23 protein-coding genes are annotated in these 26011 nt (G+C 64.1%); 18 read left to right on the forward strand and 5 right to left on the reverse strand.

The window, feature by feature from the left end; genetic code table 11:
* The first annotated feature begins 86 nt into the window (after nucleotides 1-86).
* The 6 genes from HKD46_RS08515 (at nucleotide 87) to HKD46_RS08540 (ending at nucleotide 8686) form a co-directional block, all read left to right on the forward strand.
* The gene (locus tag HKD46_RS08515) at nucleotides 87-2108 is read left to right on the forward strand and encodes an exoribonuclease II (protein WP_171865256.1); all 2022 of its coding nucleotides are present in this window, start codon (nucleotides 87-89) and stop codon (nucleotides 2106-2108) included.
* 644 nt (nucleotides 2109-2752) lie between these two features.
* On the forward strand, nucleotides 2753-4681 hold the full coding sequence (locus tag HKD46_RS08520; RefSeq protein ID WP_041212287.1) for a PTS mannitol transporter subunit IICBA: 1929 nt from the start codon (nucleotides 2753-2755) through the stop codon (nucleotides 4679-4681).
* Nucleotides 4682-4718: 37 nt separating this feature from the next.
* Nucleotides 4719-5864, forward strand: a complete 1146-nt coding sequence (locus HKD46_RS08525) for a mannitol-1-phosphate 5-dehydrogenase (RefSeq protein ID WP_171865258.1) — start codon at nucleotides 4719-4721, stop codon at nucleotides 5862-5864.
* Nucleotides 5865-5961: 97 nt separating this feature from the next.
* The gene (locus tag HKD46_RS08530) at nucleotides 5962-6483 is read left to right on the forward strand and encodes an MltR family transcriptional regulator (protein WP_010672759.1); all 522 of its coding nucleotides are present in this window, start codon (nucleotides 5962-5964) and stop codon (nucleotides 6481-6483) included.
* Between the two features lie 94 nt (nucleotides 6484-6577).
* Nucleotides 6578-8368 (forward strand): sodium:proton antiporter, encoded by a 1791-nt coding sequence (locus tag HKD46_RS08535; RefSeq protein WP_171865260.1) that lies wholly within the window; start codon nucleotides 6578-6580, stop codon nucleotides 8366-8368.
* A 69-nt stretch (nucleotides 8369-8437) separates the two neighbouring features.
* Nucleotides 8438-8686 (forward strand): hypothetical protein, encoded by a 249-nt coding sequence (locus HKD46_RS08540; RefSeq protein ID WP_010672757.1) that lies wholly within the window; start codon nucleotides 8438-8440, stop codon nucleotides 8684-8686.
* 36 nt (nucleotides 8687-8722) lie between these two features.
* Here HKD46_RS08540 and HKD46_RS08545 read toward each other — a convergent pair whose 3' ends face one another.
* Nucleotides 8723-9241 (reverse strand): mechanosensitive ion channel domain-containing protein, encoded by a 519-nt coding sequence (locus HKD46_RS08545; protein ID WP_052815684.1) that lies wholly within the window; start codon nucleotides 9239-9241, stop codon nucleotides 8723-8725.
* Nucleotides 9242-9250: 9 nt separating this feature from the next.
* Nucleotides 9251-10216, reverse strand: a complete 966-nt coding sequence (zntB, locus tag HKD46_RS08550) for a zinc transporter ZntB (RefSeq protein ID WP_171865294.1) — start codon at nucleotides 10214-10216, stop codon at nucleotides 9251-9253.
* Nucleotides 10217-10347: 131 nt separating this feature from the next.
* Here zntB and HKD46_RS08555 point away from each other — a divergent pair, with 131 nt between their 5' ends.
* The 3 genes from HKD46_RS08555 (at nucleotide 10348) to HKD46_RS08565 (ending at nucleotide 11796) form a co-directional block, all read left to right on the forward strand.
* The gene (locus HKD46_RS08555) at nucleotides 10348-10800 is read left to right on the forward strand and encodes a YaiI/YqxD family protein (RefSeq protein ID WP_039039769.1); all 453 of its coding nucleotides are present in this window, start codon (nucleotides 10348-10350) and stop codon (nucleotides 10798-10800) included.
* A gap of 121 nt (nucleotides 10801-10921) precedes the next feature.
* Nucleotides 10922-11191, forward strand: a complete 270-nt coding sequence (locus tag HKD46_RS08560; protein WP_010672753.1) for a PepSY domain-containing protein — start codon at nucleotides 10922-10924, stop codon at nucleotides 11189-11191.
* Between the two features lie 47 nt (nucleotides 11192-11238).
* Nucleotides 11239-11796 carry a cytochrome b/b6 domain-containing protein gene (locus HKD46_RS08565; protein WP_103259422.1) on the forward strand — a complete coding sequence of 186 codons (558 nt, stop codon included), beginning with the start codon at nucleotides 11239-11241 and terminating at the stop codon, nucleotides 11794-11796.
* Nucleotides 11797-11902: 106 nt separating this feature from the next.
* Here HKD46_RS08565 and HKD46_RS08570 read toward each other — a convergent pair whose 3' ends face one another.
* On the reverse strand, nucleotides 11903-13108 hold the full coding sequence (locus tag HKD46_RS08570; RefSeq protein ID WP_041214374.1) for a NupC/NupG family nucleoside CNT transporter: 1206 nt from the start codon (nucleotides 13106-13108) through the stop codon (nucleotides 11903-11905).
* A 527-nt stretch (nucleotides 13109-13635) separates the two neighbouring features.
* Here HKD46_RS08570 and dbpA point away from each other — a divergent pair.
* Both dbpA and HKD46_RS08580 read left to right on the forward strand, forming a co-directional pair.
* Nucleotides 13636-15015, forward strand: coding sequence for an ATP-dependent RNA helicase DbpA (gene dbpA, locus HKD46_RS08575; RefSeq protein ID WP_103259421.1), 1380 nt, complete (start codon nucleotides 13636-13638; stop codon nucleotides 15013-15015).
* Nucleotides 15016-15100: 85 nt separating this feature from the next.
* A complete protein-coding gene (locus HKD46_RS08580) occupies nucleotides 15101-15391 on the forward strand; it encodes a YkgJ family cysteine cluster protein (protein ID WP_039039772.1) in 291 nt (96 codons plus the stop codon).
* A 9-nt stretch (nucleotides 15392-15400) separates the two neighbouring features.
* Here HKD46_RS08580 and HKD46_RS08585 read toward each other — a convergent pair whose 3' ends face one another.
* A complete protein-coding gene (locus HKD46_RS08585) occupies nucleotides 15401-15793 on the reverse strand; it encodes a hypothetical protein (protein ID WP_185219242.1) in 393 nt (130 codons plus the stop codon).
* A 285-nt stretch (nucleotides 15794-16078) separates the two neighbouring features.
* Here HKD46_RS08585 and HKD46_RS08590 point away from each other — a divergent pair, with 285 nt between their 5' ends.
* A complete protein-coding gene (locus HKD46_RS08590) occupies nucleotides 16079-17473 on the forward strand; it encodes a PepSY domain-containing protein (protein ID WP_161470174.1) in 1395 nt (464 codons plus the stop codon).
* Nucleotides 17474-17676: 203 nt separating this feature from the next.
* Here the strand turns inward: HKD46_RS08590 and HKD46_RS08595 are convergent, their stop codons facing one another.
* Complete coding sequence (locus HKD46_RS08595; RefSeq protein ID WP_029313608.1) at nucleotides 17677-18582, reverse strand: 1,4-dihydroxy-2-naphthoate polyprenyltransferase; 906 nt, start codon at nucleotides 18580-18582, stop codon at nucleotides 17677-17679.
* 210 nt (nucleotides 18583-18792) lie between these two features.
* Here HKD46_RS08595 and HKD46_RS08600 point away from each other — a divergent pair, with 210 nt between their 5' ends.
* Genes HKD46_RS08600 through menE form a run of 6 tightly spaced genes read left to right on the forward strand, consistent with a single transcriptional unit; the run spans nucleotide 18793 to nucleotide 25843 of the window.
* Nucleotides 18793-20124, forward strand: coding sequence for an isochorismate synthase MenF (locus HKD46_RS08600; RefSeq protein WP_043154006.1), 1332 nt, complete (start codon nucleotides 18793-18795; stop codon nucleotides 20122-20124).
* A gap of 33 nt (nucleotides 20125-20157) precedes the next feature.
* Complete coding sequence (menD, locus tag HKD46_RS08605) at nucleotides 20158-21903, forward strand: 2-succinyl-5-enolpyruvyl-6-hydroxy-3-cyclohexene-1-carboxylic-acid synthase (protein WP_052815630.1); 1746 nt, start codon at nucleotides 20158-20160, stop codon at nucleotides 21901-21903.
* Nucleotides 21893-22657 carry a 2-succinyl-6-hydroxy-2,4-cyclohexadiene-1-carboxylate synthase gene (menH, locus tag HKD46_RS08610; RefSeq protein ID WP_052815629.1) on the forward strand — a complete coding sequence of 255 codons (765 nt, stop codon included), beginning with the start codon at nucleotides 21893-21895 and terminating at the stop codon, nucleotides 22655-22657. The genes menD and menH overlap by 11 nt, the downstream gene beginning before the upstream one ends.
* A complete protein-coding gene (gene menB / locus HKD46_RS08615; protein WP_039039779.1) occupies nucleotides 22650-23510 on the forward strand; it encodes a 1,4-dihydroxy-2-naphthoyl-CoA synthase in 861 nt (286 codons plus the stop codon). Before menH ends, menB begins: the two co-directional genes overlap by 8 nt.
* Nucleotides 23510-24439: an o-succinylbenzoate synthase gene (gene menC / locus HKD46_RS08620; RefSeq protein ID WP_041212276.1), complete on the forward strand. Its 930-nt coding sequence runs from the start codon at nucleotides 23510-23512 to the stop codon at nucleotides 24437-24439. The genes menB and menC overlap by 1 nt, the downstream gene beginning before the upstream one ends.
* A gap of 3 nt (nucleotides 24440-24442) precedes the next feature.
* Nucleotides 24443-25843: an o-succinylbenzoate--CoA ligase gene (gene menE / locus HKD46_RS08625; protein ID WP_103243808.1), complete on the forward strand. Its 1401-nt coding sequence runs from the start codon at nucleotides 24443-24445 to the stop codon at nucleotides 25841-25843.
* Nucleotides 25844-26011 lie beyond the last annotated feature (168 nt).

Here is a 26011-nt window from a genome sequence, read left to right on the forward strand (position 1 = left end):
GGGGGCCATTCACCTTGGCTTTGGGGGGGTAAAAACGTATAGTGCTGGGCGATTAACCATCAGGTCTCCACTCAGGTTCCCCATTTATGTTCCAAGACAATCCGCTGCTGGCCCAGCTCAAGCAACAAATCCGCGAAAACATCCCCAAGAAAGAGGGTGTGATCCGCGCCTCCGATCGGGGCTTCGGCTTCCTGGAGGTCGATGAGAAGACCAGCTATTTCGTGCCGCCTCCCTACATGAAGAAGGTGATGCACGGTGACCGGGTGAGCGCCCTGATCCGCACTGAAAAAGAGAAAGAGGTGGCCGAGCCGGATGCCCTTCTGGAACAGGCCGTCACCCGCTTCGTCGGCCGCGTGAAGATGTTCCGCGACCGCCTCAACGTGGTGCCCGACCACCCCCTCATCAAGGACGCCATCAAGGCCCGCGCCAAGAAGGGTCTGGACGAGAAATCCTTCAAGGAAGGGGACTGGGTGGTCGCCACCCTCAAGCGCCATGCCCTGGTGGACGGCAACTTCTCCGCCGAGATCACCCAGCTCATCGCCACCCAGGAAGATCACAACGTGCCCTGGTGGGTGGTGCTGGCGCGCCACAACCTGGCCCAGATTGAACCGGCGGACCTGCCGGAGTGGAAGGTGATCGAAGAGGAAGAGCTGCCCCGCCGGGATCTGACCCAGGTTCCCTTCTTCACCATCGACGGTGCCAAGACCAAGGACATGGACGATGCCCTGGCCATCACCAAGCTGGAGAACGGCTGGGAGCTGCTGGTGGCCATCGCCGACCCGACCGCCTATGTGGCCGAGGGGAGCGAGCTGGACAAGGAGGCCGCCCAGCGCGCCTTCACCGTCTACATGCCGGGGCGCAACGTGCCCATGATCCCGCGCACCCTCTCCGACGAGCTCTGCTCCCTGAAAGAGGGCGAGGAGCGCAACACCCTGTGCGCCCGTCTGCTCATCGCCGAGGATGGCCTGCTGCTGGAGGAGACCGAGTTCTTCGCCGCCCGCATCAATTCCCATGCCCGTCTCAGCTATGACGACGTCTCCGACTGGGCCGAGCACGGCAAAGCGCTGGATATCGACGCCGGCGTCCTGGCCCAGCTGCCCCTGATGAAGGCGATGACGGAGGCCCGCATCAAGTGGCGCACCGAGCACGCCCTGGTGTTCCCGGACAGACCCGACTACGACTTCGAGCTGGGTGAAGACGGCGAAGTGCTGGCCATCCACGTGGAGCCGCGCCGCATCGCCAACCGCATGGTGGAAGAGTCGATGATCGCCGCCAACATCTGCGCCGGCCGCGTGCTGGGCAAAGAGGTCGGCTACGGCATCTTCAACGTCCACACCGGCTTTGACGAGGAGTCCCTGGACGGCGCCATCGAGCTGCTCAAGACCGCCGAGGCCCCGTTCGAGAAGGAAGAGATCGCCAGCCTCTCCGGCTTCTGCGCCCTGCGACGCTGGATAGACAACCTGGACACCCGCTGGCTGGACGGCAAGATCCGCCGCTTCCAGAGCTATGCCCTGATGTCCGCCGAACCGGGTGCCCACTACGGCCTGGGTCTGGATGCCTACGCCACCTGGACCTCCCCCATCCGCAAATACGGCGACATGGTCAACCATCGCCTGCTCAAGGCGGTCATCGCCGGCAAGACCCCGGGTGAGCGCCCCAGCCTGGAGCTGACCGAGCACCTGACCGCCTGCCGCCGCCTGCACCGCATGGTGGAGCGCGACATCGGCGACTGGCTCTATGTGCGCTACCTCAAGGCCGATGCGGGCACCGACAAGGTGTTCAACGCCGAGATCATCGACGTGATGCGCGCCGGCCTCAAGCTGCGCCTGCAGGAGAACGGCGCCGTGGTCTTCATGCCCGCCCGCCATATCCTGGACAACAAGGATCGGCTGGAGTGCAACTGGGACAACGGCCGCGTCTATCTGGACAAGACCGAGGTGGTCTACGAGCTCGGCCAGATCATCGAGGTGAAGCTGACCGAGGCGGTGGAAGAGACCCGCTCCCTCATCGCCAAGCCGGCGGTGGATCTGGTGCCGGGTCCGGCACCGGTCGCCCTTGCCAGCGAGGCCGATGCCGCGCCTGCCGACGAGGCCCCCAAGGCGCAGTGATCCCCCTGTTTGTCTGCCCTGCAAAAGCCCGCATCCTGCGGGCTTTTTTTATGGCTGCGCTCCGCAGGCAGACGGAATGGGAGACCCGCTCGCAGGCCCCAGCCTGCGTCGCTACCGGCAGGGAGGATCGAGACGGGAGCGGATCAGGATCCGCCACCCGGGCGTCACAAGAGGCCTTGTTGGAACCGATCCTCTCGGGGGAAAAACTGAAAGTGGGTTACAAAATAAATGATTCATTGGTGATTAACGATGAACTACGGCATATCCATCGTCATTACTTGCGAATACGAGGCGACAAATCATGACTCATTTGAGTGCAAAATTTGATTTTGTGACGACAGTCACATTGACACCGTATTTGCGCAAACCGCAAAACGAGACATCAATCACAAAAAATTGACACCCAGAGGCGAGAAGATCGAAATGTAGCCGAAATACAGCGACTGACTGTGATCGTCATCACTATGTCGGGAGGGGGGAGGTCGGGGTATTTGAGATCCAGGTCACAAGACACCCCGTTTTCAGCCTAATTTGGTCACAAGCTGGTAGATTGAAGTTGCTTAGACGACTGGGATGGGAGTTCGGCAAAACTCGTCATCCCGACTACCACTTTTAATCACACAGGCTTAAAACGGGGTCCCGACATGTTATCACCGGATACCAAAGTCAAGATACAGAATTTTGGACGCTTCCTGTCCAATATGGTCATGCCCAACATAGGCGCCTTCATCGCCTGGGGCTTCATCACCGCCCTCTTCATCCCCACTGGCTGGCTGCCCAATGAAACCTTGGCCAAGCTGGTCGGTCCCATGATCACCTACCTGCTGCCGCTGCTGATTGGCTATACCGGCGGCAAGCTGATCGGGGGGGACCGGGGTGCCGTGGTCGGTGCCATCACCACCATGGGCGTCATCGTGGGGACCGACATCCCCATGTTCATGGGCGCCATGATGGTCGGCCCGCTGGGTGGCTGGGCCATCAAGCGCTTCGACAAGGCGATGGAAGGTCGCGTCAAGAGCGGCTTCGAGATGCTGGTGAACAACTTCTCCGCCGGCATCATCGGCATGTTGCTCGCCATTCTCGCCTTCTTCGTCATCGGTCCCTTCGTCAAGGTGCTCTCCGGCGTGCTGGCGAGCGGTGTCGGCTTCCTGGTGGACAACCACATGCTGCCCCTCACCTCCATCTTCGTCGAGCCGGCCAAGATCCTGTTCCTGAACAACGCCATCAACCACGGCATCTTCTCGCCGCTCGGGATCCAGCAAGCCACCGAACAGGGCCGCTCCATCTTCTTCCTGATCGAAGCGAACCCGGGTCCGGGCATGGGCGTGCTGCTGGCCTACATGGTGTTCGGCCGTGGCGCCGCCAAGCAGTCCGCTGCCGGTGCGTCCATCATCCACTTCTTCGGCGGCATCCACGAAATCTACTTCCCGTACGTGCTGATGAACCCGCGCCTCATCCTGGCGGTGATCGCAGGCGGCATGACCGGGGTCTTCACCCTGACCCTGTTCAACGCCGGTCTGGTCTCCCCCGCCTCCCCGGGCTCCATCTTCGCCGTGCTGCTGATGACGCCGAAAGCCTCCCTCATCGGGGTGCTGCTCTCCATCGTCGCCTCCGCCACCGTCTCCTTCCTGGTCGCCGCCGTGTTCGTCCGTGCCCAGCAGCCGGAAGCCGACGAGGCCGATGCCCTGGGTGAAGCCACCCGCAAGATGAAGGCCATGAAGGGTGCCAAGCCCGAGACCACCGCCGCCAAGAAGCCGGAAACCGAGCTGACCGCAGTGCGCAACATCGTCGTCGCCTGCGATGCGGGCATGGGCTCCAGTGCCATGGGCGCCGGCATGCTGCGCAAGCGGGTGCAGGCCGCCGGTCTCGACATCAGCGTGACCAACCGTGCCATCAACAACCTGGACGATCAGGTGGATCTGGTCATCACCCACAAGGATCTCACCGACCGTGCCCGTCGCCATGCGCCGCATGCACAGCACATTTCGCTGACCAACTTCCTCGACAACGCCCTCTATCAGGAGCTGGTGCAGAACCTCAGCCTGGCCAACGCGGCCAACGATGACGTCGCCAACCCGCAACTGCTGGTGGCGGCCAACGACGACAGCTACGAGCCGCAGGAGCCGGAAGTCTTCACCCTGAGCCTGCAGGACGTGCACCTGGGCCTCAAGGCCGAGAGCAAGGAAGCGGCCATCGTGACCGCCGGCAAGCTGCTGGCCGAGCGAGGCTATGTGGCACCGGACTACGTCGACGCCATGCTGGAGCGCGAACAGCTGGTCTCCACCTACCTCGGCGAATCCATCGCCGTGCCCCACGGCACCATCGCCGCCAAGGAGCACGTGAAGCGTACCGGCATCGTCATCTGCCAGTACCCGGCCGGAGTCGCCTTCGGCGAGGGCGCCGATGAAGTGGCGCGCCTGGTCATCGGCATTGCCGCCCGCAACGATGAACACATACAGGTCATAACCCGCCTGACCAATGCACTGGATGAGCCCGGTCTCGTCGACCGTCTGGCCAGCACCCAGGATCCCCAGGAGTTCCTGGATCTGCTGGGGGCCGAGCAGGCCGCGTAATCATCCGTCATCGTCTTTGGTTGTAGAGGTTAATATCATGAAAACATTGCATTTTGGTGCCGGCAACATCGGTCGGGGCTTCATCGGCAAACTGCTGGCTGACGCCAGCCATCAGGTCACCTTCGCCGATGTCAACGAGACCCTGATCGACCAGCTCAACCACCGCCAGGAGTACAAGGTGCACGTGGTGGGCACGGATCAGAAGCTGGACGTGGTGCGCAACGTTGCCGCCGTCAGCTCGGCCGGACACGAGGTGATCGCCCGTATCATCACCGCCGATCTGGTCACCACGGCGGTCGGCCCCAACATCCTGGACAAGATTGCCAGCACCCTGGCCAAGGGGCTGCAGGCCCGCTTCGATGCCGGCAACCTGACTCCCCTCAACGTCATCGCCTGCGAGAACATGGTGCGCGGCACCAGCCACCTCAAGGAGGAGGTACTCAAGTACCTACCGGTCGCGTATCATGCCACCCTCGAGCAGTGCGTCGGCTTCGTCGACTCGGCGGTGGATCGCATCGTTCCGCCCGCCGCGGCGAACGACGATCCCCTGGAGGTGACGGTGGAGAGCTTCAGCGAGTGGATCGTCGATCGGACCCAGTTCAAGGGGGAGTTGCCCCAGGTGGCAGGCATGGAGCCCACCGACAACCTGATGGCCTTCGTCGAGCGCAAGCTGTTCACCCTCAACACCGGCCACATCGTCACCGCCTACCTCGGCAAGCTCAGGGGCTATCACACCGTGCGCGAGGCGATCGAGGATCCGCTGATCCGCAGCAAGGTACGCCGCGCCATGGAGGAGAGCGGGGCTGTGCTGGTGAAACGTTACGGCTTCGACCCGCGCCTGCACGCCGCCTACATCGAGAAGATCCTCTCCCGCTTCGCCAACCCCTATCTGGTGGACGAGATTGACCGGGTCGGTCGCCAGCCGCTGCGCAAGCTGGCGGCGGGGGACAGGCTGGTGACGCCGCTGCTCGGCACCCTGGAGTACGGCCTGCCGAGCGATCACCTGCAGGAGGGCATCGCCGCCGCACTGCATTACCGCAATGAGGACGATCCCCAGGCGGTGGAGCTGCAGGCCATGCTGGCGGAACTTGGTCCGGCACGGACACTGGCCCGCGTCACCGGCCTGGATGAGCACAGCGATGTGGTACGCACCATCGTCGCCCGTTACAACAACTTGAAGTGACCTGATGGGGTGGCGTCACACCGCCCGTGACGGACCCCATACGATACAAACCGGGGGAGGGCCTGCTCTCCCCCTGTCAGCCGGACCCGAAGCACTTATGACCACACACCAGGAAGATGAAGTACTGGAGCGACTGAACGAGCAGGATGGCCCCCGCGGCTTCTTTCTCGAGGTCGTGACCATCCTGGAAGAGGCGGTCGACTCCCTGATGCGGCGAGCCTTTCGTCAGGAGGAGTATGCCGTCAAATACGCCATCGAACCCCTGCTCAACCAGAGCGGACCCCTCGGCCAGCTGGAGGTGCGCCTCAAGCTCATCTTCGCCCTCGGCCTCATCTCCCTCGAGCGCTATCAGGATCTCGAGGCATACCTGAAGATCCGCGACTTTCTGGTACGCGACCCCAAGGATTACCGCTTCAGCGACAAGCCGGTCCGCGATCTGCTCGAGCGCCTGAATGCCATCCAGCAGGGCAGCATGATGCCGCAGGATCCCCCGGCCAACGAGGAGGACTGGCCCCTCTACCAGATGCAGCTCAACCGGCTCGATCAGATGGTGCGCTCCGCCCTGGTGCTGGCGGTGACCGATTGCGTCACCGAACTCCACAAAGAGAGCCCCATCTGATCTGAGTGGCTCTCCCCTGCACGCCTGGCGGGTGTCATCTTGCCCCCCTTCCCCGCTACACTAGGTCCAACCCCATCACCTGTACGAGGTTGGCATGATTGCTCTCTCCCTCGCCGGAATAGCCCTCATCTCCCTGCTCGCCCAATGGCTTGCCTGGTCCGTGCGCGTTCCCGCCATTTTGTTCCTGCTGCTGAGCGGCCTATTGCTCGGCCCGGTGACCGGTCTGCTCGATCCCGATCAGTTGCTGGGGGATCTGCTGTTTCCCCTGGTTTCCCTCTCGGTCGCCATCATCCTGTTTGAAGGAGCGCTGACCCTGCACCTGACCGAACTCAAGGGGATCGGCAAGGTGGTACGCAACCTCTGCTCCACCGGCATGGTGACCAGCTTTGCCGTCATCGGCGCCGCCAGCTACTTCCTGCTTGGGCTGGACTGGCGTGTCGCCATGGTGCTCGGCGCCGTGCTGGTAGTGACCGGCCCCACGGTGATCGCCCCCATGCTCAACGTGATCCGCCCGGTCCGGGAGGTGGACAAGATCCTGCGCTGGGAGGGGATCGTCATCGACCCCATCGGCGCCCTGTTCGCGGTACTGGTGTTCGAGGCGGTGCGCCTCGGCAGCCAGGGAGATCTGGTCGGTCATACCCTGCTGGCCCTGGCCAAGACGGTGGGAGTGGGGTCGCTCATCGGGGTCGGTGCCGGCTGGCTCACCACCCTGCTCATCCGCAAGGACTGGCTGCCGGTCAGCCTGCACAAGTTCGGGGTACTGGCGCTGGTGCTGGTGACCTTCACCCTGTCTGACTGGCTCAGTCACGAATCCGGCCTGCTGGCGGTGACGGTGTTCGGCATCTGGCTCGCCAACCAGGAGGGGCTGGATCTGGAGGAGGTGCTGGCCTTCAAGGAGGATCTCGCCGTCATTCTCATCTCCTCCCTCTTCATCCTGCTGGCGGCCCGCCTCGATCTGGCCCAGCTCTGGCAGCTCGGCCCCATGGTGCTGGCCCTGCTGTGCGTGGTGCAGTTCGTGGCCCGTCCGCTCTGCATCCTGGTCTCGACCCGGGGGTCGGACCTGCCCTGGCGCGCCCGCGCCCTGCTCGCCTGGATAGCCCCCCGGGGCATAGTGGCGGCGGCGGTCAGCGCCTCCTTCGCCATCAGCATGCACGAGGCCGGCATTGAGGATGCCGACAAGCTGGTGCCCCTGGTGTTTGCGGTCATCATCTTCACCGTGGTGCTGCAGAGCCTGACGGCCACGCCATTGGCCAGATTGCTCGACATGCGCCAGAGCGCCCCCAATGTCTGGCTGCTCATCGGCGCCAACTCGGTGGCCCGGGCCATCGGCAAGGCGCTGGCGGATCAGGGGATCCAGGTGCAGCTCTCCGATCCTGCCTGGGAGCACTGCAAGCTGGCCCGCATGAGCGGCCTGCCCTGCTACTTCGGCAACCCCCAGTCGGAGCACGCCGAGCGGCACCTGCCCCTCACCAGCATCAGCACCGTGCTGGCGCTCTCTCCCAGCCGCCACAACAACGCCCTCGGGGTACTGCACTTCGCCCACCTCTACGGGGAGGAGAAGGTCCACTCCCTGCGTTCCAGCGAACAACACGGCAAGGCCAACCGGGAGAGCGCCACCTTCCGTGCCCGCCAGAACCTGTTCGGCGCCGACATCAACTTCGCCAGGCTGAGCGGCCTGCTGAGTCGGGGCGGGCAGATCAAGGCGACCCGCCTGAGCGACACCTTCGACTGGGACCAGTATCAGGAGGCCAATCCCGGCGCCATTCCTCTGTTCGTGCTGGATGCCAAGGCCAGACCCAGGGTGGTCACCGGCCCTGTCACGCCGCTGCCCGGAGAGCTGCTGATCGCCCTGCAACCACCCCGGGAGGGGGTGACGGCGCCCTGATCCGATGACGGCGCCACCGGGAAGGAGAACTAGACTTGAGGGTGGCGCCATGAGTCATAGGAGGAAGTCATGACAGTCAGTGAATTGCGCGCGCTTCACCAGCAGCACAGGTTCAAGGAGGCGGAGATCATGCACGACATCGTCTCCCCCGGCTGGATCGTGGAGTTCAGGGGGCAGGACGGCCACCTCTACGTGATGACGGACACCCTGGGGTGCCCCATGAGTTTCTCGTCCACCGAGGAGGCACGGGACCACATCCACCTGGTGGCCGACTGCCCCGTCCAGGTCGAGCACCTCTACCGCTTCTTCGAACGCTGAACAGCCATCGAAAAAGGCTCCCGAGGGAGCCTTTTCTCATTCCGGCTGCGTAGGCTCAGCCTCCTTTCCCTCCAGCCGCCTCACCGGCTTTTGCAGAATAAGGTTCGCCGGATAGGTGACCAGATCGCCGTTGTCATCCCGCACCCGCACGTAGAAGAGGCCGATCTCGGTGATGATGCCGGTGACGGAGTCATCCTTGTCGAGGATGCGGATGCGATCGCCAATCTTGTAGGGGAAGGCGAAGAAGATGGTAATGCTGGCGGTGATGTTGGAGAGGATCGACCACTGGGCCACCATGGCGACCCCCAGTACCGCGAAGAAGGAGGAGGCGAGCACCACCAGCCGGGAGAAGTCGAGCCCCCAGACCCCGGCCAGGATCAGCAGGGTGGCGCAGCCCAGCAGGAAGTGGAATACGTGCTCCACGTAGAGTACCCGATTCTCGCTCACCTGCCGGCTCTGGCCAAGGGCCATCAGGCTCTTGTGAATGAGGCCGCGCACCAGGGTGTGCCCCAGCAACAGCAGCAGGGTCACGCCAAAAGATTCCCATGTCGTCATGTTCACTCCTTACCACCAGCGCCTGTGCTTGAGCCAGACCGCCAGTCCGGTCGCCAGCACCAGCAGGAAGCCACAGAACACCCAGAAGGCGGTCGGACTCTCGGCCCCGGGGATCCCCCCCAGGTTGATGCCGAACAGGCCGGTCAGGAAGCTGGCGGGCAGGAACAGCAGCGCCATCACCGACATCTGGTAGGCACGGCGGTTGGTCGCCTCCGCCATCAGGTTGTTGATCTCGTCCGCCAGCACGGCGGTGCGCGCCACCCCGGCATCCAGATCGTCGAGCCAGCGCCGCAAGCGGTCGGCGATGTCGAGCAGGCGTCGCCTGTCATCTTCGTCCAGCCAGCTGATCTTCTCGTTGGCCAGGCGCGCCACCAGATCCCGCTGGGGGGAGAGGTAGCGACGGATCATGATGAGCTGCTTGCGGATGCGCGCAAGCCGACCGTTGGCGGGCAGGTCGCGCATCAGCACCATCTCTTCCAGATCCAGGATCTGGTCGTGCAGCTCCTCGACGAACTCCCCGGCCCGGTCGGTCAGGGCGTCGCATATCTCCACCAGCCAGTCGGCGGGAGTGTCGGCACCGCCCCCCAGCGACAGCTGCTCGAACACATCTTTCTCGGAGAGCAGCGGACGACGTCGGCTGCTGATGATGAGATCCGGCGTGATGAAGATCCGCAGGGCCACCATCTCTTCAGGCCTGTGATCCTTGTTGTGGTTGATGCCGCGCAGGATCAGCAGCACCGTCTCCCCCATCCGCACCAGCTTGGGACGATTGCTCTGGCCGAGCAGGGCCTCCCGGGCCGCCTCCCCCAGCAGCGGCGTCTGCAGCAGCCAGCGCGCCGACTCCGGGTTGCCGTAGTCCAGATGCAGCCAGCCGGGCTGGGCACCGGGGATCTCGCTACCTTCGGCCAGCGGGGTCATGCCCCCCTTGCCGTCCAGGGTCAGGCCATAAATCACGTCACCGGGCACCCGATCCATCTCGTCTCCTTCTCGTTTCATGTGCAGGCCCCAGCTTACACCAAAGGCGGGGACGACTCAGCCCCGGGGCAGCCGCCCCGCACCAGCCATGCTAAGATGCGCCACCCGTTCCAGACACAGGAAGCCATGCCATGCCCATCTGGGTTGATGCCGATGCCTGCCCCATCCCGGTCAAGGAGATCCTCTACCGCGCCGCCCACCGCGCCCAGGTGGTGACCACGCTAGTGGCCAACCAGGGACTCAGAGTCCCCCCCTCCCCCTTCATCAAGACCCAGCAGGTGGAGAAGGGCTTCGATGTGGCAGATCATGTCATCGCCCAGCAGGTCAAGCCAGGCGACCTGGTGATCACCGGCGACATTCCCCTCGCCTCCTGGGTCATCGACGCCGGGGGCGAGGCGCTCAATCCCCGGGGCGAGATCTACACCCGGGAGACCATCCAGGCACGGCTCGGGATGCGCAACTTCATGGAGGAGCTGCGCTCTGCCGGCGTCCAGACCGGTGGCCCTGCGCCCTTCAACGCCGCCGACAAGCAGCGCTTCGCCAATGCGCTGGACAAGTGGCTGGTCAGGGGCAAGCTGAGCTGATCACCCTCTCCCCGGCCCACCGCCGGGGAGAGCCATTCATTTCCCTTTTCCCTTAATTCTTCCTTAATGCTCCTTGATTAGCCTTGCGACTGTTGACCCAACCACCCGCAAGGAGCAAGCAATGAAACTAACCCCCCTGTTGTTACTGATCCCCCTGTTGAGCGGCGCAGCCCTGGCCGACCCCCAATGCACCCAGGCCGACAAGAGCAAGTGGATGAGCGAAGCCGACGCCCAGCAGCAGATCAAGGCGATGGGCTACGACATCAAGAAGTTCAAGGCCACCAAGACCGGCTGCTACGAGATCTACGGCTGGGACAAGGAGAAGCGCAAGGTCGAGATCTACTTCGACCCGACCGACCTGAAAAAGGTGAAAGAAGAGATCGACGAGTAACGCCGCCCCGGCCGGTCTTCCCCCGGCCCCCACCATGGAGCCTTGCCATGACACCTGCCTCTGAAGTGAAAGTCTGGGATCCCCTCATCCGGGTGTTTCACTGGGCGACCGTCACCCTCTGCCTGCTCAACTTCTTCGTGCTGGAAGAGGGCAGCAAACCCCACAGATATGCTGGCTACGCGGTGGGCATCCTGCTCATCATCCGCCTGCTGTGGGGGCTGATCGGCCCCTATTACGCCCGCTTCGGCCAGTGGTGGCCAACCCCTGCCCGGGTCCGCTACTACCTGCGCCAGCTCGCCCAGGGGCGCCACCCCTACTACCTCGGCCACAATCCGGTCGGCTCCCTGATGATCTGGCTGCTGCTGCTGTCCCTGGTCGGGACCGTCGTCACCGGCTGGCTCACCACCTGGGATGCCTTCTGGGGCGAGGAGTGGCTGGAGGAGCTGCACGGCATCATCGCCAACACCCTGATGGCCGCCGTTGGCGTCCATGCGGCAGTGGTACTCCTGACCGATCGCCTCACCCGCAGCGATTTGGTCCGCGCCATGGTGCTGGGCAAAAAGCGGGTCCCCGCCAACATCAAGGTGGAAGACCCCCGCGCTTGATGGCCGGGCTGCCGACCAGTCCCCTCCTCTGTTCACCCGCTCATCTGCCCAAAAAAAGACCCCCTGCCAAGGCAGGGGGTCGTCATGAGCAGCGCGGGGGGAGGACCTAGATCATCACACCGGCGATAACGGCGGAGAGCAGGCTCACCAGGGTGGAGCCATAGACCAGCTTCAAACCGAAGCGGGAAACCATGTTGCCCTTCTCTTCGTTGAGCGCCTTCACCGCACCGGCAATGATGCCGATGGAGCTGAAGTTGGCGAACGACACCATGAAGATGGAGAGGATGCCGACGGTGCGCGGGGAGAGCTCGGCGGCAATCTTGCCCAGATCCATCATGGCCACAAACTCGTTGGTCACCAGCTTGGTCGCCATGATGGAGCCGGCCTGCAGCGCTTCACTGCCCGGGATGCCCAGGATCCAGGCAACGGGATAGAAGATGTAGCCCATGACGTGCTGGAAGTTGACGCCAAACGCCGCCTCGAACAGGTAGTTGATGAGGGCGATCAGGGCGATGAAGCCCACCAGCATGGCACCGACGATCACCGCCACGGTGAAACCGGCCATGATGTACTCCCCCAGCATCTCGAAGAAGTTTTCCTTCTTCGGGGTATGGTGCTCGTCACCCTCGGCCAGCGCCTTGGCATCGGTCACGGTGTTGTCGGGCTCGTAGGGGTTGATGAGGGAAAGCACCACGAAGGTGCTGAACATGTTGAGTACCAGCGCGGCCACCACGTAGCGCGGCTCGATCAGCTGCATGTAGGCACCGACGATGGACATGGAGACGGTGGACATGGCCGTCGCCGCCAGGGTGTACATCTGCTTCTCGTTCAGGTGCGGCAGTATGTTCTTGAGGGCGATGAAGTTCTCGGACTGACCGACGATCATGGAGCTGATGGCGTTGAAGGACTCCAGCTTGCCCATGCCGTTGATCCTGGCCAGCACGGTGCCGATGCCACGAATGACGATGGGCAGCAGACGGATGTACTGCAAAATGCCGATCAACACGGAGATGAAGACGATAGGCATCAGCACCATCAGGAAGAAGGAGAAGGCCCCTTCGTTGACCAGACCGCCGAACACGAAGTCGGTCCCCTGCTTGGCAAACTCCATCAGCTTGGTGAAGCCGGCGGCAAAGCCACCCACCACCGCCAGACCCACTTCGGAGTTGAGCATGAACCAGGCGAGCGCCAGCTCGACCACCAGCAGCTGGCCGATGTAACGCAGCTTGATCTGTTTCCAGTTGCGGCGGTTTGCCAGCAACGCCAATGCCAGGACCATCACGAGTCCGAGCACGAAATGAACGTATTCCATACCAGTAGCACCCATTGAATTGTTATTTTTGACCGGCGCCATCATAAAGAACTGCATATTTAAAAATCAGAGAGTCATCACAATCCGCGGTAAAAATATGCATGCGAAATAATACAAACGTTTTTAAATTAATTGCCAAGGCACATGATTATTAATCTTCATTGGGGAAGTTTAAAAATAAATCAAAAACAATAAGTTATGCTCTTTCGTTAATTTTATTCCTCATTCGTATATATATTTCATAACGGCCATATCCCATATGGCATCCTCCGATGACTCATCATCACCACGACATGTTTAATTAAAAACGTTTTCTCGTCATTCATCATGATCTGGCCATGACCACCCTGTTCCATTGTGCTCTTTTTACATACCGCAAGCCCGCCAACGCAGACAGAAGCCTCCATCGGCAACCCATGACGCCAACCGTTCAAATATTCACCGCATCCGGCGGCACATTCTGGTATGATGCGCCCCCTTGCGCACCGCGCACCCCCATTTCTGGTTTTCCGATATAGAGTCCTTTTGTGAACAACAGCGAATTTAGCAGCCTGAACCTCTCCTCCGCCCTGCAGGACAACCTCGCCAGCCTGGGCTATCTGCAGATGACCCCGATCCAGGCCCAGAGCCTGCCCCTGGTGCTCGACGGCAAAGATTTGATCGCCAAGGCGAAAACCGGCAGCGGTAAGACCGCGGCCTTCGGCCTGGGTCTGCTGGCCAAGCTGGACGTCAACCGACTGGCCGTGCAGGCGCTGGTGCTCTGTCCGACCCGCGAGCTGGCGGATCAGGTGGCCACCGAGATCCGCCGTCTTGCCCGTACCCTGCCCAACGTCAAGCTGGTGACCCTGTGCGGCGGCACCCCGACCGCACCGCAATCCGCCACCCTGGGCTTTGGCGCCCACATCGCCGTCGGCACCCCGGGCCGGATCCTCAAGCACCTGGAGCAGGGCACCCTTGCGCTCGACGACCTCAAGACGCTGGTGCTGGACGAAGCGGATCGCATGCTGGACATGGGCTTTGGCGAAGACATCAACCGCGTCATCAGCCACGCCCCGCGGGACCGGCAAACCCTGCTCTTCTCCGCCACCTATCCGGAAGGGATCGCCCAGATGAGCCGCGGCGTGCAGCGCAACCCGGTGGAGGTGAGCGTAGAGTCCCTGCACGAAGAGAGCGCCATCGAACAGAAGCTGTATGAAGTGCCGGCCGGCCAGCGCCTCGATGCCCTCACCTGGCTGCTCAGCCACTACCAGCCGAGCTCCTGCGTGGTGTTCTGCAACACCAAGCGCGCCTGCAACGACGTGGCCGATCACCTGGCCGCCAAGGGCTTCTCGGCGCTGGCGCTGAACGGCGATCTGGAGCAGCGTGAGCGGGATCAGGTGCTGGTGCGCTTCGCCAACGGCAGCGCCACCATACTGGTCGCCACCGACGTGGCGGCCCGTGGCCTCGACATCAAGGAGCTGGGGGCCGTCATCAACTACGAGCTGACCTACGACCCCGAGGTGCACGTGCACCGCATCGGCCGTACCGGCCGCGCCGGCCAGCAGGGCCTGGCCCTGAGCCTCTACCAGCCGAACGAGGCCCAGCGCGTCAACTTCATCGAGGAGTACCAGCAGGCCCCCATTCCTCAGGGCGACCTGGCCGGGATCGGCCGCGACATCAAGCCGATCGCGCCGCAGATGGTGACCCTCTCCATCGATGCGGGCCGCAAGAGCAAGGTGCGTGCCGGTGACATCCTCGGCGCCCTGACTGGCGAAGGCGGCATTGCCGGGGCCGATGTAGGCAAGATCCAGATTTCCGAGCAGTACTCCTACGTGGCGGTGAAGCGCCAGGTGGCGAGCGCCGCCCTCAAGCGGTTGCAGGAAGGCAAGATCAAGGGGCGCAGCTACCGTGCCCGCAAACTGGGCTAAGGTATTTCACACTCCCGGCCAGACCACAGGCGCCTGACAGGCGCCTGTTTCATATCATTCGCCGCCATGCGGCAAGACAGGTGACATGACCCAAGCAATCCAGAGCGATGTGAGCTGCCAGAACTGCGAAGCCTGCTGCTGCCGCCTCGAGGTGATGCTCTTCACCGACACCGGCGTGCCGGACCGCTATATCGAGGAGCGGGAAGGAGAAGTGCCCGTGATGCACAGACTGGAAGATGGCTGGTGCGCCGCCCTCGACCGCAACACCATGATGTGTCGCATCTACGAGGTGCGGCCGCTTATCTGCCGTGAATTCGAGATGGGGGAGCCAGACTGCCTCGACGAGCGGGACAAGTGGTTCATCAGGCTGGAATGAACGGGAAGTTCAACCCGTGCTGACGTGGGTCTCCTTGCCTTGCAGCCCCTCGAGGCGCTGTGTCAGCCAGTGGATGGCCTGCGCTTCCTCCTCGAAATAGCGCACCTCCTGAAAGGGAAGCTCGCTGAAGACGTGATCCGCCAGATAACGTTTGAAATCCCCGATCATGACCACTGCCAGAAAGGCGCAGCCATGGGTGGCGCACCAGTTGAACTGGCGACGAAAACGGGCCAACACCTCGGGGCCGGCGGCCTCGAACTCGGTCGCGACCTCGACGATGCCCCAGGGGGCTCCCTGCAAACGGCTTATCTGTTGGCTGAACTTGCCCTCATAGGCCATGGCGCCTGCCAGGTTGAAAGGGCCGCTCGGCCGACAGATCAGCAGTTGCCCTTGTCGCTGCATCTCAAAATGGCCGTGTGCTTGCACGTTCACCTCCTGCCTTGAGTCCTTCGCTGCGGCTGATATGCCCTGTGTTGCCACAAAGTAAGAATTTATCCCCGAAAAGTCCATGAAGCTCCCCGCATTGTGAACGGAAAGCGCCATTCAACCCCCGTTTTTACCCCGGTGGCGGAATGTACATTTCTTCGACATGTTCTGTTGCAGTTAACAAAACGTTGCTGCTATTATCCGCGCCACTCAAAACATTCCACCTACTGAAACCTTTTGGCGTTCACCCAGGGAACAACGATGAAGCAACAAGACGCAAGTTATTACCAACGGATCTGGCGCTGGCATTTCTATGCTGGTCTCTTCGTCGCCCCCTTCCTGATCCTGCTCTCCCTCACCGGCATCGTCTACCTGTTCAAGCCGCAGCTGGACAACCTGCTCTACCCCCAGCTGATGAAGGTGACGCCCGCCACCCAGACCCTGAGTGCCGACCAGCTGCTGGCCACGGCAACCATCGCCATGCCGGACGCCAGTCTGCGCAAATACCTGCCCCCGGTGGCAGCGGACGCGAGCGCCCAGATAGTCGTGATGCGTGAAGGGCAGGAGCTGACCCTCTTCATGGATCCCGCGAACGGCGCCCTGCTCGGTACCATGGACAACAAGTGGAACCTGCAGGCGGTGGCGCGCGCTCTCCATGCGGAGCTGATGCTTGGCACCACGGGTGATCGCCTGATCGAGCTGGCCGCAGGCTGGGGAATCGTGCTCCTCGTCAGCGGACTCTATCTCTGGTGGCCCCGCAAGGGACCGGGTGTGGGAGGCATCCTCTGGCCGAGAATGCACCAGCGCGGCCGTCTCTGGTGGCGTGATCTGCACGCCGTGGTCGGCTTCTGGGGCGCAGGTTTCCTGCTGCTGCTGCTGCTGACGGGCATGACCTGGACCGGTTTCTGGGGCGGCCAGTTCGCCGACGTCTGGAACCGCTTCCCTGCGGCCATGTGGAACGAGGTGCCCAAGTCGGCCCCCCTCACCCGCAGCCTCAACCAGGCTCACGAACAGACCGTCTCCTGGGGGGCCGAGACCCTGCCCATGCCGAGCTCCCAACCCACGGCAGAGAGCCATGATCACAGCGCCATGACCCATGGCGGCGGACACGAGGGCATGGTCATGGCCAGCCATCGCATTCCGCTGCAACAGGTGGTCGACATCGCCAGCGAGCGTGGGGTCAGCCCGGGTTACAGCATCACCCCCCCGGTCGGTGAAACCGGCGTCTATACCATCGCCATCTTTGCCGATGATCCCCGCAACGATGCCACCCTGCACATCGACCAATACAGCGGCAAGGTGCTGGTCGACGTGCGTTGGCAGGATTACGGCCCGGTCGCCAAGACGGTGGAAACCGGCGTCATGCTGCACATGGGCAAGCTCTACGGCTGGCCGCACCAGCTCGTCATGCTGCTCATCTGCCTGATGATTCTGGCAAGCTCGGTGAGCGGGCTCTGGATCTGGTGGAGCCGCCGTCCCAGTGGTCGCCTCGCCGCCCCGCCCCTGCCCGCCAAGCTGCCTCCCATGGGCGGTGCCATCGCGGTGCTGGTCGTGCTCGGGATCTGCTTCCCGCTGGTGGGGGCCTCCATGGTCGCCATCTGGCTGCTGGACAGTCTCTTCTTCTCTCGCCGCCCGGCCGTGGCCCAGGCAAGCTGACCTCGGGGCAAGCACGCCTCATGCACACGAGGGCTCCCTGTCGGGGGCCCTCGTCGTCTGCATCACCTGGCATCATCCTTCGCCTGGCGGCATGCTCCTCCCCTTTCGATCATCACATCGGTCTGATGAAACAACAACGCGTCGACACATCAGCAAAAAGGGCTCCCATTCGGGAGCCCTTTTCATTGCCAAACGCGTCGGCCTCAGGTGAGCGCCAGCCCGGCGGAGAGCAGCAGGCTGAACAGAAATGCGCTGATGGCGGTCTTCTTGAGGGCGCCGGTCAGCACCTCGCCATCGAAACTCTCTCGCAGGGTGCGGGCGGCATCGGTGAGGGGCTTCATGGCGGGCAGGAAGATCCAGGGCCAGAGGCTCGCAGGCTGAGTCAGCAGGAAGGCGATGGTCGCCAGCAGCGCCGCCCCCAGCAAGACCCAGTGATAGGCGATGGCCCGGTTGCGGCCAAGGCGCACCGCCAGGGTGATCTTGCCGCTGGCGGCATCGGTCTCGATGTCCCGCACGTTGTTGATGTTGAGCACGGCAGTCGCCAGCAGGCCGCAGGCGGTGGCGGGCAGCAACAGGTCCCACTCCAGGCTATGGGTGAAGAGGTAGTAGGAACCGAGCACCCCCAGCAGGCCGAAGAACAGGAATACCGAGATGTCCCCGAAGCCGCGATAGCCGTAGGGGCTCTTGCCCACCGTGTAGGTGATGGCCGCGACGATGGCCGCTCCCCCCAGCAGGATGAACGTCAGGATCTGCTGCCACGCCTCCCCGAAGGCGCAGACCAGCAGGGAGAGGCCGCTCACCACGGCCGCCAGGGCGGTCAGCCCCATGGCCACACACATCTGGTGCCGGGTGATGAGGCCGGAAACCACGGCGCGCTGGGGACCGATCCGCTCCCCGTTGTCGGCACCGGAGACCGCATCGCCATAGTCGTTGGCCAGATTGGAGAGAATTTGCAGCAGGATGGCGGTCAGCAGGGAGAGTCCCATGATGGTGCCGTCGAACGCTCCCCGGCTGGCTGCCAGCCCCGAGCCCAGCAAGATGGAGGAGCACGCCAGGGGCAGTGTTCGCAAACGCGCCGCCAGCAACCAAACAGAGAAGGTATTTGTCATATTGTGATGGCCAAACAATCAGATATTGATCGTGTTAAGGGTTATCGAACCGGATTTAGGTATACTTGGCTGCGCGGGGGCGTCGGCTCCCCCGGGCAATTTACATGGACGAATGGGCAGATAATATATAGGAAATCGTCGCCCTTTGGCATCAACCTGCGCCATCCTCCCCCGGAGCGATCGCGATTATCCGGCTCAGACTAGACATCCATGTTGGCTCAGACCCACCTCAAGCAACAACTGGACGCCCTGCGTCACAGCACTGTCAGCGGTTTCGTGCGACTGCGCGTGGCCGCTCACGTCGACGTCTTTCCCGGCTGGTTGGCGGCCCAGACGCTCTACCCCCGCATCTATTGGCACGCCAGAGGGCAACAGAGCCCGGAGTACGTGGCGCTTGGCGCCATCCACGAGCTGACGCGGCCGGAGGATATCCAGCGGGTCTGCGACCTTGCCGGCACGGCCAGTGAAGACAGCCCTCGCTACTACGGTGGCCTGGCGTTCGACCCGGATCTGCCCGGCTGGCAGGGTTTTGGCCCCTGCCGCTTCGTGCTGCCCCGTATCGAACTGGTACGCCGGGGGGAGTGCACCAGCCTCTGCCTCAATCTCTGGCTGCCCGCTCGGGAAGAGGGTCACGCATTCGAAGCCGAACTCTGCGCCGCCGAGGCGGCGCTCGATGCCCTGCAACCCGAGGCCCCTCTGCCCGCCCTGCAAAAGCGGCCATGGCAGCGCCAGGACCTGCCGGGCCCTGCCCAGTGGCAGACCCTGGTGGAGCAGGTCACGGCCCCCGACTTCCAGGCCCGCACCCCCAAGGTGGTGCTGTCGCGGGAGAGCCTGCTCCAGAGCGAGGCGCACGATGCGCCCCTCTGCCCCTGGTCCCTGCTGACACAGTGGGCCCGCCACGCCCAGGAGTGCTTCCACTTCGGCTTCCAGTTCTCCCCCGAGCAGAGCTTCATCTCCTGCTCCCCCGAGCGCCTCTACCGCCGGGAGAAGGGCCACCTCTTTACCGAGGCGCTGGCAGGCACCATTCGCCGTTCCGGGGATGAGGCGACCGACGCGGCCCTGGCCGCCGAGCTGCTGGCCGACAGCAAGAACCGGCTGGAGAACCGGCTGGTTCACGCCGACATTCTCAGCCGCCTGGCCCCCCTCACGACCGATGCCACCCTGACCGAGCCGCGCATTCTGAAATTGCGGCTGCTGCAACACCTCAAGTGCGACATCGAGGCCGAGCTCAAACCCGGCGTCTGCGACTGGCAACTGCTGGCTGCCCTGCACCCCACCCCCGCCGTGGGGGGCGCCCCCCGCGAGGCGGCGCTCGCCTTCATCCGTGAATGCGAGCCCCATGATCGCGGCTGGTATGCCGGTGCCTGTGGCATGCTGAGCCGGGAGACCTCGGAGTTCTCCGTCGCCATTCGCAGCGCCCGGATCAGGGGCCCGCGCATCAGCCTGTTCGCCGGTGCCGGCATAGTGGCGGGATCGGAGCCCGCCGCCGAGTGGGCCGAACTCGACAACAAGATCGCCAACGTGCTCTCCCTGCTGGGATAGCGTTTCTTACCGACTCCTCACTGCGAGAGCTTCATGTCCGCCAGCCACGTGTCCGCGCATCACGCCTTTGCCAGCCATCACGCCACCTTCAACCATGTCTGGTCCTCCCTCTTGCTGGAAGAGCTCTTTCGCCTCGGCGTGCGTGACATCGCCCTGGCCTCCGGATCCCGCTCGGCGCCGCTCACCATGGCCGCCGCAGCCCACCCGGGCTTTCGCCGCCATCTGCACTTCGACGAGCGGGGTCTGGGCTTCATGGCGTTGGGGCTGGCCAAGGGGAGCGGCCGCCCGGTGGCGGTGATCATGACCTCGGGCACCGCGGTGGCCAACCTCTGGCCCGCGGTGGCGGAAGCCCAGCTCACCGGGGTCCCGCTCATCATTCTCTCTGCCGACAGGCCACCCGAGCTCATCGACAACGGGGCCAACCAGGCCATCGATCAGCCGGGGATCTTCGGTCGCTACCCCGTCTATCAGCAAAATCTGCCGAGCCCCACTCCCGCCATTCCGGCGGCCTTCGTGCTGAGCTCGGTGGATCAGGCCCTGGCCCGACAGGCGCACACCCCGGGGCCGGTGCACTTCAACTGCATGTACCCCGAGCCCCTCTATCCCGGCGATACCTACCTGGACTTTGCCGACTACCTGGCGCCTCTCGGCGACTGGCTGCACTCGGCCAAGCCCTGGAGCCCCTGGCTGGCGGGCGAGCCGGGCTGCCCCGCCCAGCCGGACTGGGAGGAGCTGAAGGGCAAGCGCGGTGTCATCGTCGCCGGACGCATCCAGGATCCGGTGCAAGGCAAGGCGGTGGCCGAGCTGGCCGACCGCCTCGGCTGGCCCCTGCTGGCAGATCTGCAAAGCCAGATCCGCTTCGATGATCGCAACCTCGTCCACACGGATCTCGCCCTGCAACACAGCGACTTCGTGGCCGAGCTGGCCCGCGCCGAGGTACTGCTGCAATTCGGCGCCCGCCTCATCTCCAAGCGCCTCGGCCAGTTCATCAAACAACACCCCTGGCAGGATTACTGGCTGGTGGACCCGCAGCCGGCACGCCTCGACCCCGACTACCGGCTGCGCCGTCGCCTGGTGTGCGACCCCGCCGCCTTTGCGGCTACCCATCCAATCCCCCATTCGCAGCAGCCCTGGCACCAGTTGGCCGCGCGCCAGCAGGCTATCAGCCAGCAGATCCGCACCGCCTGTGATCGCTTCTCGGAGCTCGGGGTGTGCCACCGCCTGAATCAGCTCATCCAGGGTCAGTTGTTCGTCGGCAACAGCATGCCGGCCCGGCTGATGGACATGCTGGGCGAGGTGGGCAAGGGCCCCAGCCGGGTGATGACCAACCGCGGCGCCTCCGGCATCGATGGCCTTATCGCCACCGCATACGGCTTCGCACAGTCGGTCCCGCCTGACAGTCGCGAGCCCACCACCCTGCTGCTCGGGGATCTCAGCGCCCTGCACGACCTCAACAGCCTGGCGCTGCTCGGCAAGGGGAGCCGCCCCCTGGTGGTGATCCTGCTCAACAACGACGGCGGCAGCATCTTCCGCATGCTGCCTGTGCCCACCCAGGACGCCCTGCTGGAGACCTACTACTGCCTGCCCCACGGCCTGCACTTCGAGCACGCCGCCGCCATGTTCGGCCTGCACTACCGGGCCCCCACCACCCTCGACGCATTTGAGCAGGACTATGCCGCAGCCCTGAAAAACGGGGTAACCCTGATTGAAATCAAGGTACCGAGCAGTGAAGTCGCCGAGGATCTCAAAGCACTGGGAGCCGCTATCCGTGGTCTCTGATCCCGCCGTGCCGCTGGTGCTGCTGCACGGCCTGCTGGGGGACGCCGACGACTGGCGACCTGTCATCCAGGCCCTGCCCGGCGTCCCGTGCCATGCCCTGGATCTGCCGGGCCACGGCCGCAACCGGGCACTGCGGGTGAGCGGCTTTGACGAGGCCCATCGCTGGCTCTGCGACGAGCTGGCCGCGCTGGATATCGCCCACTACCGGCTGGTGGGGTATTCGCTGGGGGGGCGGCTCGCGCTTCATCACGCCAGCCACTCCCCGGCGGGGTTGCAGGCCCTGCTGCTGGAGAACTGCCACCCCGGGCTGCCTGCCGGGGAACGTCCGGCCCGCATCGCTCACGATGAAGCCTGGGCCCGGCGTTTCGAGTGCGAGCCTCTGACCCGGGTGCTTGCCGACTGGTACCGCCAGGGCGTCTTCGCCGACCTGGACGACGATGCCCGCACCCGCCAGGCCGCACGCCGCCTTGGCAACGACGGCAAGGCCATGGCCGCCATGCTGAGGGCCACGTCCCTGGGGCGGCAGCCGGCTCTCGCCCCCTGGCTTCGGGATACCCGGCTGCCGGTGCAGTGGGTCTCAGGCAACCGGGATCACAAATTCCATGCCCTCGCTTGCCAGTTGGTCAAGCAAGGCTGCAATATCAAACACTTGGCTCTGGATGGCGGACACAATCTGCACACAAGCCAGCCCGATACCTTTGCCCGGCTCCTGCGGGAGTGGGCTCACCAACCAGAAGAGAAGATCCATGATTGAAGCAATGACGGAAGCCGAGCTCTATGCCCCTGTCGAGTGGCACGACTGCTCCGCCGGTTACGAGGACATCCTCTATCACAAGTCCCCAGAGGGCATTGCCAAGATCACCATCAACCGTCCCCAGGTGCGCAACGCCTTCCGCCCCCGCACCGTGAAAGAGATGCTGCAAGCCCTGGCCGATGCCCGCTACGACGACAAGGTCGGCTCCATCATCCTCACAGGCTTCGGCGAGAAGGCCTTCTGCGCCGGCGGCGACCAGAAGATCCGCGGCGACTACGGTGGCTACAAGGACGATGAAGGCACCCATCACCTCAACGTGCTCGACTTCCAGCGTGACATCCGTACCTGCCCCAAACCCGTGGTGGCCATGGTGGCTGGCTACGCCGTCGGTGGCGGCCACGTGCTGCACATGATGTGCGACCTGACCATCGCCGCCGACAACGCCCAGTTCGGCCAGACCGGCCCCAAGGTGGGTTCCTTCGACGGCGGCTGGGGCGCCTCCTACATGGCCCGCATCGTCGGCCAGAAGAAGGCTCGGGAGATCTGGTTCCTCTGCCGCCTCTACGACGCCAAACAGGCCCTCGACATGGGGCTGGTCAACACCGTCGTGCCCCTGGCCGAGCTGGAGCGTGAAACCGTGCGCTGGTGCCGCGAGATGCTGCAACACAGCCCCATGGCCCTGCGCTGCCTGAAGGCGGCCCTCAACGCCGACTGCGACGGCCAGGCCGGTTTGCAGGAGCTGGCAGGCAATGCCACCATGCTGTTCTACATGACCGAAGAGGGTCAGGAAGGGCGCAACGCATTCAACGAGAAACGCCGTCCCGACTTCTCCAAATACAAGCGGAATCCCTGATGACACTCGCCCTCTACCGCTACCAACTGCCCTTTACCCAGCCCCTGGCCTTTCACGGTCAGTTGCAGGTAGCGCGCGAGGGCCTGCTGGTACGCATCGACGATGGCTGGGGGGAGATAGCCCCCCTGCCAGGATTTTCCAAAGAGACCCTGGCCGACGCCCAGGCCGAGGCCCTCGACTGTCTGGCGCAGCTGGCGCGGGGACAGACCCCGACGCCACAGCTGCCCTCGGTGCAGTTCGGGCTCGACTGCGCCCGTCGTAGCTGGCCCGAGCAGGGTGCCCCCCTGCCCGAGCCCTATCCGCTGATCCAGGGCTCCCCCCAGGAGCTGCTCAAGAACTGGAAGCAGTGGCTGCACGAGACCCCCCTCAAGGCCAAGCTGAAGGTGGCCCGCTACCCCATGCGCGACGAGCTGGCGCTAATCCGGCTACTGCTCGATCGGCGCCCCAACCTCAAGCTGGTCCTGGACGCCAACCAGGGCTGGACCCGCGAGGAGGCCTGGGCCTTTTGCGGCCACCTGGATCCGAATCGCATCGAATACCTCGAAGATCTGTGCGCCGACTTCGAGGACATCGCCTTCGTCGCCAGCCGCACCGGCATGCCGGTGGCGCTGGACGAACTGCTGGCCCAGGGCAAGCCCTGGGAGCCCATCCCGCAACTGCGCGCCCTGGTGCTCAAGCCGACCCTGCTCGGCGCCCTGGCCAACAGCGAGGCCCTGGTGGCCCGCGCTCGCGAACTGAAGCTCAAGGTGATCGTCTCCTCCTGTTTCGAGTCCGGTCTCGGCCTCGGTCAGCTCGCCCGCCTCGCGGGGGAGTGGGCGCCGGATCAGGCCCCTGGCCTCGATACCCGCCGCTGGCTGGCCAGGGATCTGCTGGACAAGCAGGGACAACCCGATCCGGGCAGGATGGACCCCCTGTTTCACCGTGACTGACCCATGGTGACCCGTCAGATCCCACGGCAGGAAACCTGCCCGGTACGACGCTGGGCGACACAGGCCCCTCATCGTATTGCCATCCACAGCGGGGAGCCTCTTAGCTACCAGCGCCTCGACCTGCGCCTCAACAGCCTGTGCAATCAGCTCGCCCGGGCCGGGCTGGAACGGGGAGATCATCTCGCCGCCGTGGTGCGCGGCGCCCTGGAGGATGTGTTGCTGGCCTGGGCCTGCGTGCGCAGCGGCATCGTCTTCTGCCCCCTCAATCCCGCCTTTCCGGCAACCAGACACAGCGAACTGGCGAGCCAGCTCGAGGCCCGGGCATTCTGGTCGGCAGGCGAGATCCCGGCGGGCGACTGGCAAGCCCTCAGCCTCGACTTCACGGGCGAGCTGGCCGCAGATGGGGAGTTCCCGCTGGTACCCGACCAGCCGAACAACATGATCCTCACCTCGGGATCCAGCGGTACCCCCAAGGCGGTGGTCCACCGCCTCGCCAACCACCTCGCCTCGGCCCGGGGTTCCGCCACCCTGATCCCCCTGGACGAAGCCTGCGGCTGGCTGCTCTCCCTGCCACTGTTTCACGTCGGCGGTTACGCCATCCTGTTTCGGGTCTTCCTGGCGGGAGCCGCCCTGGTGCTGGACGATCGCACCCGGCCCCTCAAGGCGCGGCTCGAGGATCAGCACATCACCCACCTCTCGCTGGTGCCGACCCAGCTCTGGCGCCTGCTGGCACAGGGCTTCGACCCATCCCGCACCCGGGTGCGAGAGCTGCTGCTCGGGGGCGCCGCCATCCCGGCGCCCCTGGTCAACCGGCTGACCGCTCTGGGGCTGGAGCCCAAGGTGAGCTATGGCCTCTCCGAGATGGGCAGCCAGGTCTGCACCGGGCAACCCTGCGCCGCCGGCGTGGTGGGTCGCCCGCTGCCGGGGCGGGAGGTCTGCATCCGCCAGGGGGAGATCTGCGTGCGCGGTGAGACCCTGTTTGCCGGATATTTCAGGGAAGGCGAGCTGGTGCGCCCCCTCGATGAAGAGGGCTGGTTCCACACCCGGGACAAGGGCCGCCTCACTCCGGGGGGCGATCTGGTGGTGGAGGGGCGGCTCGACAACCTCTTCATCTCGGGAGGGGAGAACATCCAGCCCGAGACCATAGAGCAGCGGCTGGTGGATCACCCCGCCGTGGCCCAGGCCCTGGTGGTGCCGGTGCCGAGCGACGAGTGGGGGCATAGGCCCGCCGCCTTCATCGACTGGCACGGCGAACCGGCACCATCTGCCGAGCTGGCCGCCTGGATCAGGCTGTCGTTACCCGGCTTCATGGTGCCGGACCAGTGGCATCCCTGGCCGGATCTCGGCGGCAATCTGAAACCCTCCCGCACCCTGCTCGCCCGCAGCTTGCGACAAGAGGAGTGACGCCTCCCCCATATGGGGCGGAGTCCTTGCTATCAACACAGCCCCCTTTGGGGCTGTTTTTATGTTGTTTGCTCCCGAATACATCATTTCGCTGCGCCATCTGGCCAATTGATATTCCTTTGGAGCCCAATACCCTCTCTGGTCCCCACGCCTCTCCATCCACCAAAG

The sequence above is a fragment of the Aeromonas sp. TW 6 genome (genome assembly GCF_013168745.1).
GTDB classification, from domain to species: Bacteria; Pseudomonadota; Gammaproteobacteria; order Enterobacterales; family Aeromonadaceae; genus Aeromonas; species Aeromonas caviae.

What these genes read in the sequence shown, in the direction of transcription:
- HKD46_RS08565 (WP_103259422.1), top strand. Translation starts at nt 11,239, where the DNA reads ATGACACCTGCCTCTGAAGTGAAAGTCTGGGATCCCCTCATCCGGGTG.
- HKD46_RS08540 (WP_010672757.1), top strand. Translation starts at nt 8,438, where the DNA reads ATGACAGTCAGTGAATTGCGCGCGCTTCACCAGCAGCACAGGTTCAAG.
- menE (WP_103243808.1), top strand. Translation starts at nt 24,443, where the DNA reads ATGGTGACCCGTCAGATCCCACGGCAGGAAACCTGCCCGGTACGACGC.
- HKD46_RS08600 (WP_043154006.1), top strand. Translation starts at nt 18,793, where the DNA reads ATGTTGGCTCAGACCCACCTCAAGCAACAACTGGACGCCCTGCGTCAC.
- zntB (WP_171865294.1), bottom strand. Translation starts at nt 10,216, where the DNA reads ATGGATCGGGTGCCCGGTGACGTGATTTATGGCCTGACCCTGGACGGC.
- HKD46_RS08570 (WP_041214374.1), bottom strand. Translation starts at nt 13,108, where the DNA reads ATGGAATACGTTCATTTCGTGCTCGGACTCGTGATGGTCCTGGCATTG.
- HKD46_RS08515 (WP_171865256.1), top strand. Translation starts at nt 87, where the DNA reads ATGTTCCAAGACAATCCGCTGCTGGCCCAGCTCAAGCAACAAATCCGC.
- HKD46_RS08535 (WP_171865260.1), top strand. Translation starts at nt 6,578, where the DNA reads ATGATTGCTCTCTCCCTCGCCGGAATAGCCCTCATCTCCCTGCTCGCC.
- HKD46_RS08590 (WP_161470174.1), top strand. Translation starts at nt 16,079, where the DNA reads ATGAAGCAACAAGACGCAAGTTATTACCAACGGATCTGGCGCTGGCAT.
- HKD46_RS08585 (WP_185219242.1), bottom strand. Translation starts at nt 15,793, where the DNA reads ATGCAGCGACAAGGGCAACTGCTGATCTGTCGGCCGAGCGGCCCTTTC.
- menB (WP_039039779.1), top strand. Translation starts at nt 22,650, where the DNA reads ATGATTGAAGCAATGACGGAAGCCGAGCTCTATGCCCCTGTCGAGTGG.
- HKD46_RS08525 (WP_171865258.1), top strand. Translation starts at nt 4,719, where the DNA reads ATGAAAACATTGCATTTTGGTGCCGGCAACATCGGTCGGGGCTTCATC.
- HKD46_RS08520 (WP_041212287.1), top strand. Translation starts at nt 2,753, where the DNA reads ATGTTATCACCGGATACCAAAGTCAAGATACAGAATTTTGGACGCTTC.
- HKD46_RS08545 (WP_052815684.1), bottom strand. Translation starts at nt 9,241, where the DNA reads ATGACGACATGGGAATCTTTTGGCGTGACCCTGCTGCTGTTGCTGGGG.
- HKD46_RS08595 (WP_029313608.1), bottom strand. Translation starts at nt 18,582, where the DNA reads ATGACAAATACCTTCTCTGTTTGGTTGCTGGCGGCGCGTTTGCGAACA.
- HKD46_RS08580 (WP_039039772.1), top strand. Translation starts at nt 15,101, where the DNA reads ATGACCCAAGCAATCCAGAGCGATGTGAGCTGCCAGAACTGCGAAGCC.
- menD (WP_052815630.1), top strand. Translation starts at nt 20,158, where the DNA reads ATGTCCGCCAGCCACGTGTCCGCGCATCACGCCTTTGCCAGCCATCAC.
- HKD46_RS08530 (WP_010672759.1), top strand. Translation starts at nt 5,962, where the DNA reads ATGACCACACACCAGGAAGATGAAGTACTGGAGCGACTGAACGAGCAG.
- menC (WP_041212276.1), top strand. Translation starts at nt 23,510, where the DNA reads ATGACACTCGCCCTCTACCGCTACCAACTGCCCTTTACCCAGCCCCTG.
- HKD46_RS08555 (WP_039039769.1), top strand. Translation starts at nt 10,348, where the DNA reads ATGCCCATCTGGGTTGATGCCGATGCCTGCCCCATCCCGGTCAAGGAG.
- HKD46_RS08560 (WP_010672753.1), top strand. Translation starts at nt 10,922, where the DNA reads ATGAAACTAACCCCCCTGTTGTTACTGATCCCCCTGTTGAGCGGCGCA.